This window comes from Pseudomonas sp. ADPe (assembly GCF_014843515.1).
In the GTDB taxonomy this organism is placed as follows: Bacteria; Pseudomonadota; Gammaproteobacteria; order Pseudomonadales; family Pseudomonadaceae; genus Pseudomonas; species Pseudomonas citronellolis.
In genome coordinates, this window is record NZ_CP062122.1 from 6,823,767 (window position 1) to 6,841,747 (window position 17,981).

Annotated in this window: 4 protein-coding genes; 2 read left to right on the forward strand and 2 right to left on the reverse strand. The window is 67.0% G+C overall.

The window, feature by feature from the left end; all coding sequences use genetic code 11:
• Nucleotides 1–174: 174 nt before the first annotated feature.
• Together IG194_RS30825 and IG194_RS30830 are read left to right on the forward strand one after the other, a co-directional pair.
• Complete coding sequence (locus tag IG194_RS30825; protein ID WP_192353627.1) at nucleotides 175–14,433, forward strand: retention module-containing protein; 14,259 nt, start codon at nucleotides 175–177, stop codon at nucleotides 14,431–14,433.
• Nucleotides 14,434–14,497: 64 nt separating this feature from the next.
• Entirely contained in the window at nucleotides 14,498–14,830 is a 333-nt protein-coding gene (locus tag IG194_RS30830; RefSeq protein WP_009622277.1) for a hypothetical protein, read from the forward strand.
• Nucleotides 14,831–15,176: 346 nt separating this feature from the next.
• On the opposite strand, the gene lapD is transcribed toward IG194_RS30830, so the two are convergent.
• Both lapD and lapG read right to left on the reverse strand, forming a co-directional pair.
• Nucleotides 15,177–17,129 carry a cyclic di-GMP receptor LapD gene (gene lapD / locus IG194_RS30835; protein ID WP_058489865.1) on the reverse strand — a complete coding sequence of 651 codons (1,953 nt, stop codon included), beginning with the start codon at nucleotides 17,127–17,129 and terminating at the stop codon, nucleotides 15,177–15,179.
• A gap of 10 nt (nucleotides 17,130–17,139) precedes the next feature.
• The gene (gene lapG / locus IG194_RS30840; protein ID WP_009622279.1) at nucleotides 17,140–17,841 is read right to left on the reverse strand and encodes a cysteine protease LapG; all 702 of its coding nucleotides are present in this window, start codon (nucleotides 17,839–17,841) and stop codon (nucleotides 17,140–17,142) included.
• Between the last annotated feature and the right edge of the window lie 140 nt (nucleotides 17,842–17,981).

The window sequence follows — 17,981 nt, forward strand, 5'->3', positions numbered from 1 at the left end:
GATGCCTCGGAAATGGTCAATAGATTGGCATAAACCTAATCGCGAAAACTCATTAAGCCAATTAATTGACGCCATTTTTACAGCTCCAATCGACAAGGGAATGCCACCTGGCGCGCCGCAATCACGGCCGCGACCCGGCCGGCACGCCAGCATCCGCCTCAGGGGAGAAGTGCAATGAGCAGCGTCGTCGCAGTGGTGAAAAGCGTCATCGGGCAAGTGCTGGCGGTATCCGCCGAGGGGCAGCGGCGGGTGCTGGTCGAGGGCGACCGCCTGTTCCTGGGCGACCTGGTGCAGACCGGCGACGCCGGCGCGGTGGCCCTGCAATTGCCCGACGGCCGCGTGCTCGACCTGGGCCGCGACAGCCAGCTGAGCGCCAGCGAACTGGCACCCCATGCGCCGGCCCAGCCCGCCGTCACGGCCAGCACCGAGGAGCTGCAGAAAGCCATCGCCGCCGGCGCCGACCCGACCCAGACCCTCGCCCCCACCGCGGCCGGCCCGGGCGCCAGCGCCGCTGGCAGCGGCCCGGCCGGCGGCGGCCACAGCTTCGTGCTGCTGGAGGAAACCGGCGGCCACGTCGACCCGAGCATCGGCTACACCACCAGCGGCCCGGGCGCTGCCGGCCAGGGCGACGGCGAGCGCCAGCAGGAGCAGGCGCCGAACCTCGCGCCCAGCTTCGTCGACGACCAGGGCAACGCCCTCGCCGGCCTGCAGCTGAGCACCGCCGAGGACACCCTGCTGCAAGGCGCCTTCCAGGCCCGCGACCCGAACGGCGACAGCCTCACCTACTCCCTCGCCCGGGGCCCGGCCAACGGCAGCCTGATCGTCAATGCCGACGGCACCTGGCAGTACCTGCCCAACCCCGACTACAACGGCGCCGACAGCTTCGTGGTGACGGTCACCGACAACCGCGGCGCGTCCAGCAGCCTGACCGTCGACATCGGCGTGAGCGCAGTCAACGACGCCCCGGTGGCCAGCGGCAGCTACGGCGCCACCCTGGTCGACACAGCGGCCAACGACAGCTTCGCCGACATCAAGGGCCAGCTGCAGGCCAGCGACGTCGACGGCGACCAGTTGACCTGGAGCGGCAGCGCCAAGGGCGCCTTCGGCCAGCTCACGGTCAGTCCTGACGGCAGCTACGTCTACGTGGTCGACGCCGCCGCGGTGAACGCCCTGCCGGCCGGCCAGCACCCGCAGGACAGCTTCACCGTCACCGTCCGCGACCCGTCCGGGGCCAGCGACACCCGGGTGATCGACATCGACATCCAGGGCGCCAACGACACGCCGCAAGCCACCAGCGCCCAGGCCCAGGTCACCGAGGACGGGCAACTCACCGGCCAGATCGCCGCCAGCGACCCCGACACCGGCAGCAGCCTGACCTTCAGCGTCGACGGCAAGGCCCCCGCCGGCTTCACCCTGCAGCCCGACGGCAACTGGAGCTTCGACGGCAAGGACCCGGCCTATCAGCACCTGGGCGAAGGCCAGACCCAGGTGATCGTCGTCCCGGTGGTGGTGACCGACGACCAGGGCGCCAGCAGCTCCAGCACCCTGACCATTACCGTCACCGGCACCAATGACGCGCCGGTCGCCCAGGCGGGCAGCGCGACTACCGCCGAGAACGATGTGCTGAATGGCCAGGTTCCGGCTGCTAGCGATGTCGACGGCAGCATTGCCGGTTACCAGTTGGCCAGTGGGGTTGGCACAGGTAACGGCACGCTGACCTTCAACAGCGACGGTAGCTATAGCTTCGATCCGGGCCAGGATTTCGACAGTCTGCCGGCTGGCGTCAGCCGCGATGTCACCTTCACCTATCAGGCCAAGGATGACAGTGGCGCACTGAGCGCTCCGCAGACCATCACCATCACCGTCACCGGCAGCAACGATGCGCCGGTCGCCCAAGCTGCCAGTGCCGCCGTCAACGAAGACAGTCAGATCAACGGCCAACTGCAGGCCAGCGACGCCGACCAGGGCGCCCAGCTGCAATTCGGCTCCGACAGCCCCCTCCCCGCCGGCTTCACCCTGGGTCAGGATGGCAAGTGGAGCTTCGATGCCAGCGATGCCGCCTACCAGCACCTGGCTGCCGGTCAGACGCAGGTTATCAGCATTCCCTACCTGGTCACCGACGACCAGGGTGCAGTCGCCGGCAACACCCTGACCATCACGGTTACCGGCACCAATGACGTACCGGTGGCCCAAGCCGCCAGCGCAGCAGCCGACGAAGACCAGGTGAGCACCGGCCAACTGACGGCAACAGATGCCGATGACGGTGCGGTCCTGACCTTCGGCGTCGACGGCAACGCACCGGCCGGCTTCACCCTGAAAGCCGACGGCAGCTGGACGTTCGATGGCAAGGACCCGGCGTACCAGCATCTGGCCAATGGCGAAACCCAGGTCATCAGCATTCCGGTAATCGTCACTGACGACCAGGGAGCCAATACCACCAGCACTCTGACTCTGACCATCACTGGTACCAACGACGCACCGGTGGCCCAGGCGGACAGCGCAACTACTGGCGAGAACGGCGTCCTGAATGGCCAGGTGCCGGCGGCCAGCGATGTCGACGGAAGCATCGTCGGCTACCAGCTGACCAACGATGTCGGCGCTGGTAACGGCACACTCACCTTCAACCCCGATGGCAGCTATCGCTTCGATCCGGGCCAGGACTTCGACAGTCTGCCGGCTGGTGTCAGTCGCGATGTCACCTTCACCTACCAGGCCAAGGATGACAGCGGCGCCCTGAGCGATCCGCAGACCATCACCATTACCGTCACGGGTAGCAATGACGTTCCGGTAGCCCAGGCCGCCAGTGCCGCGATCAATGAAGACAGCCAGATCAGTGGCCAGCTGCAGGCCAGCGATGCCGACCAAGGAGCGCAGCTGCAGTTCGGTTCCGACAATCCTCTGCCCGCAGGCTTCACCCTGGACCAGGATGGCAAGTGGAGCTTCGACGCCAGCGATGCTGCCTATCAGCACTTGGCTGCCGGTCAGACGCAGGTCATCAGCATTCCTTACCTGGTTACCGACGACCAGGGCGCAGTCGCCGGCAACACCCTGACCATCACCGTCACCGGCACCAATGATGCGCCGATAGCGCAGGCATCCAGCGCAGCGGCCGACGAAGATCAGGTGAGCACCGGCCAACTGACGGCCACCGACGCCGACGACGGTGCTGTCCTGACCTTCAGCATTGACGGCAACGCACCGGCCGGCTTCACCCTGAAAACCGACGGCAGCTGGACCTTCGATGGCAAGGACTCGGCGTACCAATACTTAGCCGATGGTGAGACGCAGGTCATCAGCATTCCGGTGATCGTTACCGACGAGCATGGCGCCACCAGCTCCAGCACCCTGAGCATCACGGTGACCGGCACCAATGATGCGCCGGTAGCCCAGGCGGGCAGCGCGACTACCGCCGAGAACGATGTGCTGAATGGCCAGGTCCCGGCCGCCACCGATGTCGACGGCACCATCGCCGGTTACCAGTTGGCCAGCGATGTCGGCACTGGCAATGGCACGCTGACCTTCAACCCCGATGGCAGCTATACCTTCGATCCGGGCCAGGATTTCGACAGCCTGCCGGCTGGTGTCAGCCGTGACGTCACCTTCACCTACCAGGCCAAGGATGACAGCGGTGCGTTGAGTGATCCGCAGACCATCACCATCACCGTGACCGGCACCAACGACGCACCGGTAGCTCAGGCGGGCAGCGCTACGACCGAAGAGAACACCATCCTCAACGGCCAGGTCCCGGCGGCCAGCGATGTCGACGGCACCATTGCCGGTTACCAGTTGGCCAATGGTGTCGGCACCGGCAACGGCACGCTGACCTTCAATCCCAATGGCAGCTATAGCTTCGATCCGGGTCAGGACTTCGACAGTCTGCCGGCTGGTGTCAGCCGCGACATCACCTTCACCTACCAGGCCCAGGATGACAGCGGCGCACTGAGCGCCCCGCAGACCATCACCATTACGGTCACGGGCACCAACGACGCGCCGGTGGCCCAAGCCGCCACTGCCGCAGTCAACGAGGACAGCCAGATCAACGGCCAGTTGCAGGCCACCGATGCCGACCAGGGCGCCCAGTTGCAATTCGGCTCGGACAGCCCCCTCCCCGCCGGCTTCACCCTGGATCAGGACGGCAAGTGGACCTTCGACGCCAGCGATGCCGCCTACCAGCACTTGGCTGCGGGACAAACCCAGGTCATCAGCATTCCGGTGGTTGTTACCGATGACCAGGGGGCTACCAGTGGCAGCACTCTGACCATTACCGTCACTGGCACCAACGATGCCCCTGTCGCCCAAGCAGCCAGCGCAGAGGTCGACGAAGACCAGGTGAGCACCGGGCAACTGGTAGCTACCGACGCCGACGATGGAGCCGTCCTGACCTTCAGCATCAACGGTAATACGCCCGCCGGCCTTACCCTGAAAACCGATGGCAGCTGGACTTTCGACGGCAAGGACCCGGCCTACCAGCACCTGGCCGATGGTGAAACCCAGGTCATCAGCGTTCCGGTAGTCGTCACCGATGACCAAGGTGCTACCAGTAGCAGCACCCTGACCATCACCGTGACTGGTACCAACGACACTCCTGTTGCTCAGGCTGCCAACGCTGCGGTCGACGAAGACCAAGTAAGCACCGGGCAACTGGTAGCTACTGACGCCGACGACGGGGCCGTTCTGACCTTCAGCATCGACGGCAATGCACCCGCCGGATTCACTCTGAAAACCGACGGCAGCTGGACCTTCGATGGCAAGGACTCGGCGTACCAACACTTAGCCGAAGGCCAGACGCAGGTCATCAGCATTCCGGTGATCGTCACCGACGAGCATGGCGCCACCAACTCCAGCTCCCTGACGCTGACCATTACCGGCACCAACGACGCACCGGTCGCCCAGGCTGGCAGCGCTACGACCGAAGAGAACACCATCCTCAATGGCCAAGTCCCGGCCGCCAGCGATGTCGACGGCACCATTACCGGCTACCAGCTGGCCACCGATGTCGGCACCGGCAACGGCACGCTGACCTTCAACTCCAATGGCGGCTATACCTTCGATCCAGGCCACGACTTCGACAGCCTGCCGGCCGGTGTCAGCCGCGACGTCACCTTCACCTACCAGGCCAAGGACGACAGCGGCGCGCTGAGCGCCCCGCAGGCCATCACCATTACCGTCACCGGCACCAATGACGCGCCGGTAGCTCAGGCGGCCACTGCGGCGGTCAACGAGGACAGCCAGATCGATGGCCAGTTGCAGGCCACCGATGCCGACCAGGGCGCCCAACTGCAGTTCGGCTCGGACAGCCCGCTTCCCGCCGGCTTCACCCTGGATCAGGACGGCAAATGGACCTTCGACGCCAGCAATCCCGCCTACCAGCACCTGGCTGAGGGACAAACCCAGGTCATCAGCATTCCGGTGGTCGTCACCGATGACCAGGGCGCTACCAGTGGCAGCACCCTGACCATCACCGTCACCGGCACCAACGATGCCCCTGTCGCCCAAGCTGCCAGCGCCGCAGCCGACGAAGACCAGGTGAGCACCGGCCAACTGACGGCCACCGACGCCGATGACGGCGCGGTCCTGACCTTCAGCATCGACGGCAATGCGCCCGCAGGTTTCACCCTGCAATCCGATGGCCGCTGGACCTTCGATGGCAAGGACCTGGCCTACCAGCACCTGGCCAATGACGAAACCCAGGTCATCAGCATCCCGGTGATCGTCACCGACGATCAGGGCGCCACCAGCTCCAGCACCCTGACGCTGACCATTACCGGCACCAACGACGCACCGGTAGCTCAAGCCGGTAGCGCGACTACCGGAGAAAACACCGTACTCAACGGCCAGGTCCCGGCCGCGAGCGATGTCGACGGCACCATCGCCGGCTACCAACTGACAACCGATGTCGGCACCGGCAACGGCACGCTGACCTTCAACCCCAATGGCAGCTACACCTTCGATCCGGGCCAGGATTTCGACGGCCTGCCGGCCGGTGTCAGCCGCGACGTCACCTTCACCTACCAGGCCAAGGATGACAGCGGCGCGCTGAGCGCCCCGCAAACCATCACCATTACCGTTACCGGCACCAACGACGCACCGGTCGCTCAGGCCGGCAGTGCGACGACCGAAGAGAACACCATCCTCGACGGCCAGGTCCCGGCAGCCAGCGATGTCGATGGCACCATTGCCAGCTACCAGCTGACTACCGATGTCGGTACCGGCAATGGCACGCTCACCTTCCACGGAGATGGCAGCTATACCTTCGATCCGGGCCACGACTTCGACAGCCTGCCGGCCGGTGTCAGCCGCGACGTCACCTTCACCTACCAGGCCAAGGATGACAGCGGCGCGCTGAGCGATCCGCAAACCATCACCATCACGGTTACCGGCACCAACGACGCCGCCGTCATCACCGGCGCCCAGGTCAGCATCAACGAGACCAACGCCCCGATCACCACCGGCGGCCAACTGACCATCACCGACGTCGACAGCCCAGCCACCTTCGTCGAGCAGACCAACGTCGCCGGCCAATACGGCCACTTCAGCCTGGCTGCCGACGGCACCTGGAGCTACACCGCCGATTCGGCCTACAACCAGCTGAGCGTCGGCCAATCGCTGACCGACACCTTCACCGTCACCAGCGCCGACGGCACCACCTCCAGCGTCAGCGTGACTATCGACGGCACCAACGACGCCGCCGTCATCACCGGCGCCCAGGTCAGCATCAACGAGACCAACGCCCCTATCAGCACCGGCGGCCAACTGACCGTCACCGACGTCGACAGCCCGGCCACCTTCGTCGAGCAGACCAACGTCGCCGGCCAGTACGGCCACTTCAGCCTGGCTGCCGACGGCACCTGGAGCTACACCGCCGACTCGGCCTACAACGAGCTCAAGCTGAACGAAACCCTGACCGACACCTTCACCGTCACCAGCGCCGACGGCACCACCTCCAGCGTCAGCGTGACTATCGACGGCACCAACGACGCCGCCGTCATCACCGGCGCCCAGGTCAGCATCAACGAGACCAACGCCCCTATCAGCACCGGCGGCCAACTGACCGTCACCGACGTCGACAGCCCGGCCACCTTCGTCGAGCAGACCAACGTCGCCGGCCAGTACGGCCACTTCAGCCTGGCTGCCGACGGCACCTGGAGCTACACCGCCGACTCGGCCTACAACGAGCTCAAGCTGAACGAAACCCTGACCGACACCTTCAATGTCCAGAGCGCGGACGGCACCCAGTCCAGCGTCACCGTCAACATCGTCGGCAGCAACGATGCACCGGTGGCCCAGGCCGCCAGCGCCAGCGCCGTGGAGGGCGGCAGCCTGCAGCCGGGCGTCGTCGCCGGCGCCACCGATGGTTCGGCGCTGACGCTGACCATCACCACCACCCAGCCGGGCGAAGCCATCAGCTTCAACTGGACCTTCACCACCCAGGACTACGCACCCTACAACGACTTCGCCTTCGTGCAGGTCAACGGCCAGGTCGTCACCCTGCTGAGCAGCGTCGCCGCGGTGGGCAACTACGGCACCTCGGGCCCGCAGACCTTCAGCCACACCTTCGACCAGCCGGGCACCTACACCCTGGTGATCGGCGTGGCGGACAGCGGCGACAGCTCCGTCGACTCCACCCTGGTGCTGAGCAACCTGCCGCCGCAAGCCAGCGTCGTCGGCTCGGTCGGCCAGGCGGTACAAGACGGCACGGGTTGGACCCTCACCAGCAACGGCGCGAACAACCAGGCCCTGGTCGACCAGCTCAAGCCGGTCAGCGAGATCACCGGCCAGCTGCAGGCCAGCGACGTCGACCATGGCGCCCAGCTGAGCTACTCCGTCGACGGCGCCGCGCCGGCCGGCTTCACCCTGCACAGCGACGGCAGCTGGGTCTTCGATGCCAAGGACGCGGCTTACGACAGCCTGGCCGCGAACCAGGTGAAAGTGCTGCAGATCGGCTTCACGGTGACCGATGAACACGGCGCCACCGGCAGCAGCACCCTGACCCTGACCATCACCGGCACCAACGATGCGCCGGTGGCCAACGCCGACCAGGCGCTGACGCCGATCAACGTGGCGCTGCCGAGCATCGACGTGCTCGGCAACGACAGCGACGTCGACGGCGATGCGCTCAGCGTCACCAAGGCCGTGCTCGCCGACCCCAGCCAGGGCAGCGTCAGCATCAACCCCGACGGCACCCTGAACTTCGTGCCCGCCGAGAACGTCAGCGGCAGCGTGGTGATCCACTACGAGATCAGCGACAGCCACGGCGCCAGCGACAGCAGCAGCCTGACCGTGCAGGTGGGCGGCAACACCCCGCCGCAGGGCGCCGATGGCAGCGCCAGCCTGGACGAGGACAGCAGCCACAGCTTCAGCGCCGCCGACTTCGCCTTCAACGACACCGATGCCGGCCAGCACCTGCAGGCCGTGCGCATCGACAGCCTGCCGGGCGCCGGCAGCCTGACCTTCGACGGCGTCGCCGTCACCCCGGGCCAGGTGATCGCCGCCGCCGACCTCGGCAAGCTGACATTCACCCCCGACGCCAACGACAATGGCGCTCCCTACGCCAGCTTCGGCTTCAGCGTGCAGGACAGCGCCGGCGCCTTCGACAGCGCTTCGCACACCTTCACCCTGGACGTCACCCCGGTGGACGATCCCTCGGTGCTGCTCCCGAACGTCGCGAGCATGGACGAGGACGACGGCAGCGCGACCGGCAACGTGCTGGACAACGACAGCGACGTGGACAACACGCTGAGCGTAAGCAGCTACAGCGTCGCCGGCTTCAGCGGCAACATCGCCGCCGGCACCGGCACCACCATCGTCGGCGTCGGCAGCATAGTGATCGATGCGAACGGCCACTACAGCTTCACCCCGGACGCCAACTACCACGGCGCCGTGCCGCAGATCACCTACACCACCAACACCGGCGCCAGCTCGACCCTGGACATCACCGTGAACTCGGCGAACGACCTGCCGGTGGCCGAGAACGCCAACAAGTCCACCCTGGAAGACACGCCGGTTTCCGGCCAGGTCGTCGCCAGCGACGTCGATGGCGATGCCCTCACCTACACCCTGAAGCCGGGTAGCGGACCGGTGAACGGCACCCTGGTACTCGACTCCAGCAACGGCAAATACACCTACACCCCGGACCACGACTACAACGGCAACGACAGCTTCACCGTGGTGGTCAGCGATGGCCAGGGCGGCACCGTCGAGTCCGTCGTCAGCATCACGGTCACGGCGGTGAACGATGAGCCGGTGACCGCCGACAACAGCAACACCACTGCCGAGGACACCGCCGTCTCCGGCCAGGTCGTCGCCAGCGACGTCGACAAGGACACCCTCACCTACACCCTGAAACCGGGTAGCGAGCCACAGCACGGCACCCTGGTACTCGACTCCAGCAACGGCAAATACACCTACACCCCGGACCACGACTACAACGGCAACGACAGCTTCACCGTGGTGGTCGGCGATGGCCAGGGCGGCACCGTCGAATCCGTCGTCAGCATCACGGTCACGGCAGTGAACGATGCCCCCATCGCACACGATGACAGCGCCACGATCGATGAAGACCACAGCGTCACCATCGACGTGCTGGCCAACGACACCGACATCGACAGCAGCAGCCTGAGCGTCACCGGCGCCAGTGCCAGCCATGGCAGCGTGACCATCAACCAGGACGGCACCCTGACCTACACCCCGGACGCCAACTACGGCGGCAGCGACACCATCGTCTATACGATCAGCGACGGCGATGGCGGCACCAGCAGCGCCAGCGTGACCGTCGGCATCACCCCGGTGGCCGACGCACCGCTGCTCAGCCTCGACGCCTCCAGCGGTCATCCGGCGTCCACCGGCCTCACCGTGCAGAGCTGGACCGGCCTGGCCCTGGGCAGCAACGGCAACGGCATCAACCCGGACACCCTGCAGAGCGTCATCGACGCCGCCGGCGCGCCGGCCAGCACGTCCTCCACCAACAGCGTGAGCAACGGCAGCGTCAGTGCAGGCACCGCCACCAAGGTCAGCGGCCTGATCTTCCTCGAGGCCGGCCACACCTATACCTTCGCCGGCGTCGGCGACGACAGCATCCGCCTGGTGGTCGGCGGCACCAAGGTCGCCGAAGCCACCTGGAGCGGCTCCAGCGGCAAGTTCAGCGGCACCTTCACCCCCAGCGAGAGCGGCTACTACACCCTGGCGCTCTACCAACACAACCAGAGCGGCCCGGGCAACTACAGCCTGACGCTTTCCGACAACGGCAGCCCGGCGCAGACCCTCGGCACTGGCAGCGCCCTGCTCTACCACGACGGCAGCGAACTCACCGCCGCCGGCGAGCGCCTGGCGGACCTGGCCGGCAGCAACGGCCAGGGCTACTACCAGGTCTACGGGCTGAACGAAGGCCGCGAGGACAGCAGCATTCCGCTGTCGAAGGTCAACGCCGCGCTGGTCGATACCGACGGCTCGGAAACCCTCAAGGTCAGCATCGGTTCGATCCCGCTCGGCGCGGTCCTCAGCGACGGCACCCTCAGCTTCACCGCCGGGGCCGGCAAGACCAGCGTCGACGTCACCGGCTGGGACCTGGGCAAACTCACCATCACCCCGCCGCAGGACTTCAACGGCAGCTTCCAGTTGCAGGTCAGTGCCACCGCCAGCGAAACGGCCAACGGCGACCAGGCCACCAGCAGCCAGACGCTGACGGTGCAGATCCATCCGCTCAACGACGCCCCGGTATTCACCAGCGCCGCCAGCCAGAGCACCGTGGAAGACAGCGTGCTGCACGGCCAGCTCGGCGCCAGCGACATCGACGGCGACAACCTGACCTACGCCCTGAAGAACGGCGGCAACCCAGCCCATGGCAGCGTGGTGGTCAACGGCGACGGCAGCTACAGCTACACCCCGGCGGCCGACTACAACGGCCCGGACAGCTTCGTCGTCACCGTCAGCGACGGTCATGGCGGCGAGGCCGAGCAACTGGTGTCGATCACCGTCACCCCGGACAACGACGTGCCGGTATTCACCAGCCCGGCCAGCCAGAGCATCGCGGAAGACGACGTGCTCCACGGCCAGCTCGCGGCCAGCGACGTCGACGGCGACGCCCTGACCTACGCTCTGAAGAACGGCAGCGCTCCGGCCCATGGCAGCGTGGTGGTCAACGGCGACGGCAGCTACAGCTACACCCCGCTGGCCAACTATAACGGCACCGACAGCTTCACCGTCACAGTCAGCGACGGCCAGGGTGGCCTGGCCGAGCAACTGGTGACGGTCACCGTCACCCCGGTCAACGATGCCCCCGTGGCCGCCAGCGACAGCAAGACCACTGGCGAGAACAGCGTGCTCAGCGAGCAGGTGCCGGCTGCCAGCGACATCGACAGCCCGGTCAACCCCAATGGCTACGCCCTGGTCAGCGGCCCGGGCACCGGCAACGGTAACCTGACCTTCAACGCCAACGGCAGCTACGTATTCAACCCGGGCAGCGACTTCGACAGCCTGGCCCCGGGCGAAAGCCGCCAGGTCAGCTTCACCTACACCGCCAAGGACAGCGCCGGCGCCACCAGTGCCCCGGCCACCGTGACCATCACCGTGACCGGCGCCAACGACGCGCCCACCGGCAGCGACGGCGCCATCACGCTGAATGAAGACAGCAGCCGCAGCTTCAGCGCCCTCGACTTCGGCTTCAACGACGTCGACCACAACGACGCCCTCGGCGCGGTGCGCATCGACAGCCTGCCGGGCGCCGGCAGCCTGACCTTCAACGGCGTCGCCGTCACCCAGGGCCAGGTGATCGCCGCGGCCGACCTGGGCAAGCTGGCCTTCACCCCGGCGGCCAACGCCAATGGCAACAACTACGCCAGCTTCACCTTCTCGGTGAAGGACAGCAACGGCGCCTTCGACAGCACGCCGAACAAGCTCACCGTCAACGTCACCCCGGTCAACGACGACCCCGTGGCGGTCAACGACCACTACCTGGTCGGCGGCCTGCAGGGCAACTACTGGGGCTATCGGGAAAACACTGATGGCAACAACCTGACCAGCCTGAGCATGGTCAGCGCGTTCATCGCCAAGAACACCCCCAGCGCGACTTTCACCGCTACCGCACTGGACTACGGTAATGGCGTAAGCAATAACCTGGGCGGCGACAAGCAGTTGCAGAAGTTCCTCGGCAGCGACGCCGCCTCGCTGAGCACCGACCCGGCCAACACCAGCGACGCCATCGTCCAGCTCACCGGGCTGGTCAACCTCGCCGCTGGCAACTACACGTTCAAGGTGACGGCGGACGACGGCTACAGCATCCGCATCGACGGTGTGGAAGTAGCCAAGGTCGATGCCAACCAGAGCGCCAATACATTGGTGTCGCCGGTCTTCACCGTCGCCCAGGGCGGCAACCACCAGATCGAGATCCTCTACTGGGACCAGGGCGGCAACGCCCAGCTGAAGGTCGAGCTGGCCCCCGCCGGCGGCAGCCACAGCGTGCTCGGCGGCAGCAGCCTCAGCCACCCCCTGGCCGAACTGGTGACCAACGAAGACACCGCCCTGACCATCGCCGCCAATACCCTGCTGGGCAACGACAGCGACGTCGACGGCGACAGCCTGTCCATCCTCAGCGTGCAGGGCGCGGTCAACGGCACGGTGAAACTGGAGAACGGCAACGTCGTCTTCACCCCGGCCAAGGACGTCAACGGCACCGGCAGCTTCACCTACACCGTCAGCGACGGCCACGGCGGCACCTCCACCGCCAGCGTGACCGTCGGCATCAATGCGGTGAACGATGCGCCGGTGGCCAAGCCCGACAGCGCCTCGACCCAGGAAGACAAGCCCGTCACCCTCAACGTGCTGGCCAACGACAGCGACGTCGATGGCGACAGCCTGAGCATCACCAGCGCCTCCGCCAGCAACGGCAGCGTGACGATCAACACCGACGGCACCCTGACCTACACGCCCAAGGCCAACTTCAGCGGCAGCGACAGCATCACCTACACCATCAGCGATGGCCACGGCGGCACCGCCAGCTCCACGGTGGCGCTCAGCGTCACGCCGGTGGCCGACGTGCCGCTGCTCAATAGCGGCAGCATCTTCGCGCTCAACCCCGGCGCCACCAGCATCACCACCAACCAGGCCATCACCCAGGCCAACCTGGAAACCGAGACCGGCCTGAAGTCGGGTGCCCTGGACGGAATCAACCCGCCGAGCGGCGCCCTCACCCATAACGCTAACGTCGACGTCATCGACGGCTCGCTGACCAGCTCGGATTACACGCTCAAGGCCGGCACCACAGTCAACTTCTCTTGGAAATTCATCAACGGCGAAAACGACACCGATGAAATCAGCAGAGGTTTCAATGATGTGGTCGCTCTGGTGGTCACCGACCCCACCGGTGCCCGTCAACTGATCCAGGTGAGTTCATCGGAGCAGTTAGGCGCCAACGTCAACAATAGTGGCAATCCCAGTGCCAAGGGCAACGGTAGTGGCGTACAGAGCTACACCGCCACCAGCAGTGGCAACTATCACTTCGACTGGCTGGTGCTCAACGGCGGCGACGCCAACAAGGACTCCAGCCTGAACCTCGACGCCCCCACCTTCACCCTGGGCGGCAAGACCTACGGTGCGCCGATCAACGTCGGCATCAACGCGGCCCTGAGCGATACCGACGGCTCGGAAAGCCTCTCGGTGAAGATCACCGGCATGCCCAACGACGCCACCTTCACCAGCGGCACCCACAACGCCGACGGCAGCTGGAGCTTCACCCAGGCGCAGCTGCACGACCTGCAACTGCTGCCGGCCAGCGGCTACAACGGCACCCTGACCCTGGGCGTCACCGCCATCGCCACCGAGTCCGACGGCAGCACGGCCAGCGCTACGCAAACGCTGAGCGTCACGGTGGCCTCGACCAACAGCAGCGGCAACGACCTGCTGCACGGCTACGGCACCAACAGCAGCAATAGCACCACCGACACCCTCAATGGCGGCGACGGCCACGACATCCTCTACGGTGGCGCGGGCAACAGCATCCTCAATGGCGGTACCGGCAACGACACCCTGTATGGCGGCCTGGGCAACGACACCCTCGACGGAGGCAAAGGCAACGACCTGCTGGTCGGCGGCAAGGGCGACGACACCCTGACCGGCGGCGACGGCGCCGACACCTTCATCTGGCGCGCAGGCGACACCGGCAAGGACACCATCACCGACTTCAAGCCCACCGACGGCGACCGCATCGACCTGGTGGACCTGCTGCCGGATGCCGCGCACAACGACATCCTCAGCTACCTGAAGGTGGACACCGCGACCTCGACCCTGCAGATCAGCACCACCGGCCAGGTGAACAGCTCGCCCGACGTGACCATCAAGCTCACCGGCGTCGACCTCAAGACCTACGGCGCGACCTCGGCGGACATCGTCAAGTCGCTGGTGGCCGGCGCCGACCCGCTGGTGAAGACCGAGCACCACTGAGCCCGCCTGGCGGCGCCCCACGGGGCGCCGCCAGGTATCCCGAACACCTGATGGAGACGAGGCGATGCCTTACATCCAGCGTGACGCCGAAGGCCGGCTGATACGCGTCGAAAGCGCCGCCTTCGCCGGCATGAGCGGCAGCCTCGCCGACGACGACGAGGAAGTGCACGCCTGGCGCGAGGCCGAATACAGCCTGCGCCAGTTGCAACGCAGCGACCTGGAGATGATCCGGGTGCTGGAGGACCTGATCTCGGTGCTGATGGCCAAGGGCGTGATCCGTATTACCGACCTGCCCGAGGCGGCGCGCTCCAAGCTGCTCAGCCGCACCCAGGCGCGTGAGGCGCTGGGAGGCCTGCATCGGTTGATCGACGAGGAGGAGGATGGGGGGTTGATCTGACATCGCGAACAGCGCTTGCGCCGGCCCGAAGGGGAATGACCCAGTGACCTTCATGTCGCCTGGTCTCCTGAGCGGGTTTCGCTCGGTCTTCTGAAGAAACGTTCCGATGCGTGCGGATATTTCTGCGTAGGTTCCAGGAAGCACGGCTTTTCGTAGGATGGCGCTGAGCGAAGCGATACCCATCAGCGCAACCGCATGGGTTTCGCAAGCTCAACCCATCCTACGAAGAGCGCCTCGGCACAAGACAGTTGCTCCTACGGCTCCAGGAAGCGCGGGTGTAGGAGCGCGCCCTGCGCGCGAATCGCGGACAGAGTCCGCTCCAACGGGGGGGACGGAACAGCCGTCGCTAACCCCGCCCCCACGGCCGCGGCGCGCCGAACAATTGCCCCTGCGCCCCCTCGATGCCCATCCCGCGCAGCACGCGGAATTCCGCTTCGGTCTCGACGCGTTCGGCGATCAGCGGCAGGTCGATGCTGTGCGCCGCGTGCTGCATGGCCTCGATGAACAGGCGCTTGTCGTTCTCCACGTCGATGGCGCGGATGTGGCTGCCGTCGATCTTCAGGTAGGCCAGGCCCAGGCGCGCCAGGTTGCCGATCATGCTGAAGCGCCCGCCGAAGTGCTGCAGCGCCAGGCCGTAGCCCAGCTCGCGCAGGCGGCGGGTGAGTGCCTCCAGCGCCGCCTGGTCGGGCAACTGGTCTTCTTCCAGCTCCAGCACCAGGCGGCCGCCGTACTGCGGGTGCTGGCGCAGGCGTTCTAAGGCGCGGGCCAGGGCGCGTTCGTCGCGCAGCAGCGCGCCCGAGAGGTTCAGCGCCAGCACCTGGTCGTGGCCGGCCAGGTGCGCCAGGGTCAGGTCGAGCATCAGCAGGTCCAGCTGCGCCGACCAGCCGAAGCGCTCCAGCCAGGGCAGGAAGCGGCCCGCCGCGAGGCTGCCGCCCTGCCCGTCCGGCAGGCGCGAGAGCACCTTGTGGTGCAGCACCAGCTCGGTGTCCTCGCAGGCCACCACCGGCTGGAAGTACAGCTCGAAGCGCTTCTCGCGCAGCGCCCGCTCCAGCAGTTGGTGCCAGCTGTGGCGCGCGTCGGCCACCGGCGCCGCTTCGCTGTCCAGCCGTGCCCAGGCACTGTGCTGCTGGCGTTCGGCCTGGGCCAGGGCCTGGTCGGCGCGCAGCATCAGGCTGGCCGGCGCCTCGCCGGGGTGGAACGGCACCAGGCCGAAGGCCGCCACCCGCGGCTGGTCGCTGGCGCCGGTGCTGGCCAGGCTGGCGAGCATGCCCTCCAGGCGCGTGGCCAGTTGCTCGGCTTCTTCCTCCAGCAGCCCGGGGGCCAGCAGGGCGAACTCGCCGCCGCGGGTGCGCGCCAGGGTGCGCCCGGCGCCCAGGCCCTGGCTGGCGCGCTGCAGCTGCTCGGCGACGGCCTTGAGCAATGCGTCGGTGTGCTGGGCGCCCAGGCGCAGGTTGAGGCCGGCGAGGTCGAGCACCCGCAGCAACAGCAGGTAGCCGCTGCTGACCTGGTCCTCGGCGCTCAGCCGCGCCTGCAGCTGCAGGTCGAAGAAGCGCCGGTTGCCCAGGCCGGTCAGGCTGTCCTGGTAGGCCTCGTCGCGCAGCCGCTCGCTGCGTTCGGCCTGTTCCTGGAACAGCGCCTTGAGCTTCTCCACCATCTGGTTCATCGCCTGCACCACGCGGCGCAGTTCCGGGGTGCGCGGCAGCTCCGGCAGGCTGAGGAATTCGCGGCGGGCGATGGCGTGGGACTGCGCCACCATGTAGTCCAGCGGGCGCAGCTGGCGGCGCAGCAGCCAGGCGCCGAGCAGCGCGCTGACCACCCCGCACAGCAGCAGCCAGCCGAGGCTGCCCAGGGCGCTCTGCCAGAGCCTGGCGATGGCGAACATCGGGTGGCTCACCACCTCCACCCGCGCCGCCTGGGTCCAGCCGCGGCTGACCACGGCGTCGCCGCCGGCGGACGGCAGGCCGATCAGCGAGACGAACCACTGCGGCGCGCCCGAGGCCACCGCGTCCGGCACGCCCTGGCGCTCCACCAGCACCTTGCCGGTGGCCAGGTCGACCACGCGGATGCGCTCGAAGTAGCCGCTGTCGAAGATCGAGCTGACCATCAGCTCGACCATCGCCGGGTCGTCGATGTTCGGAGTGAGCGACAGCCCCAGCGCCGTCGCGGCGTCCTGGGCGTGGGAGCGCAACTGGTTGACGTACTGCTCGCGGGAGCTTTCCAGGCCGACCATGAAGCTGCCGCCGAAGGCCACCACCAGGAACAGGCAGATGGCGATCAGGAGTTGTTTGAACAGGGACATCTCGACTCCGCTACTCGCGCGAGGGGAACCCCTCGGCCTCCATTTTCCGCAACAGGTCCTGCCAGCGCGACAGCCGCTTGCTGTCGCCCACCTGCTTGCCTCCACCGCCATCGGCCAGCCACAGCCCTTCGCCGTTGAAGGCGTACACCGGCTGCAGGTCGTCGCGCTGCGAGGCCGGCAGGATGCTGCCGATCAGGTTGTCCAGCACCAGCGGCACCGCTTCGGGCCGCGGGTAGTAGGTCAGCACCATGTGCGCCTGGTTCAGGCGCAGCGCCTTGACGTAGGTGATGCGCAGCTTCTGCGCCGGCACCCCGAGGTGGCGCAGGCTGACGTACTTGGCGATGGCGAAGTCCTCGCAATCGCCGGCCCCCTTGAGCAGGGCCTCCACCGGCGTGGCCCAGTAGTCCACCTGGTGCCACAGGCCGAGGTCGTCGGTGAAACGCAGCTGGCGATTGAAGAAGTCGTTGACCGCCCGCAGCTGCTCCTGCTCGTCGGCGCCCGCCTCATCGGCCAGCACCCGCTGCCAGGCCTCGATGCGTGCGCGCCCTGCCCCCAGCGGGCCATACAGCGCCTCGGCGCGGCGGGCGATCAGGGTGAAATCCCAGTCCGCCTCCAGCCACCCGGGGAACCATGCAAAGGTAGCGGTCACGACCACGGTGGCCAGCCACGGCAACCTCCGCCGCGGGCCCCCCATTCGCCCGTTCGACAACATCGTCACTTCCTGCCAGCGGACCATCCGGCGCCCCACGGGGGCCGGCGCCGCATGGTGCGGGCTGGCGCGGGAAAAGGCAATGGCAATATGGAATCATCGAAACAGTGCTGCAGGCTCCCCCGCCTGCCCGCAGCCGCTTG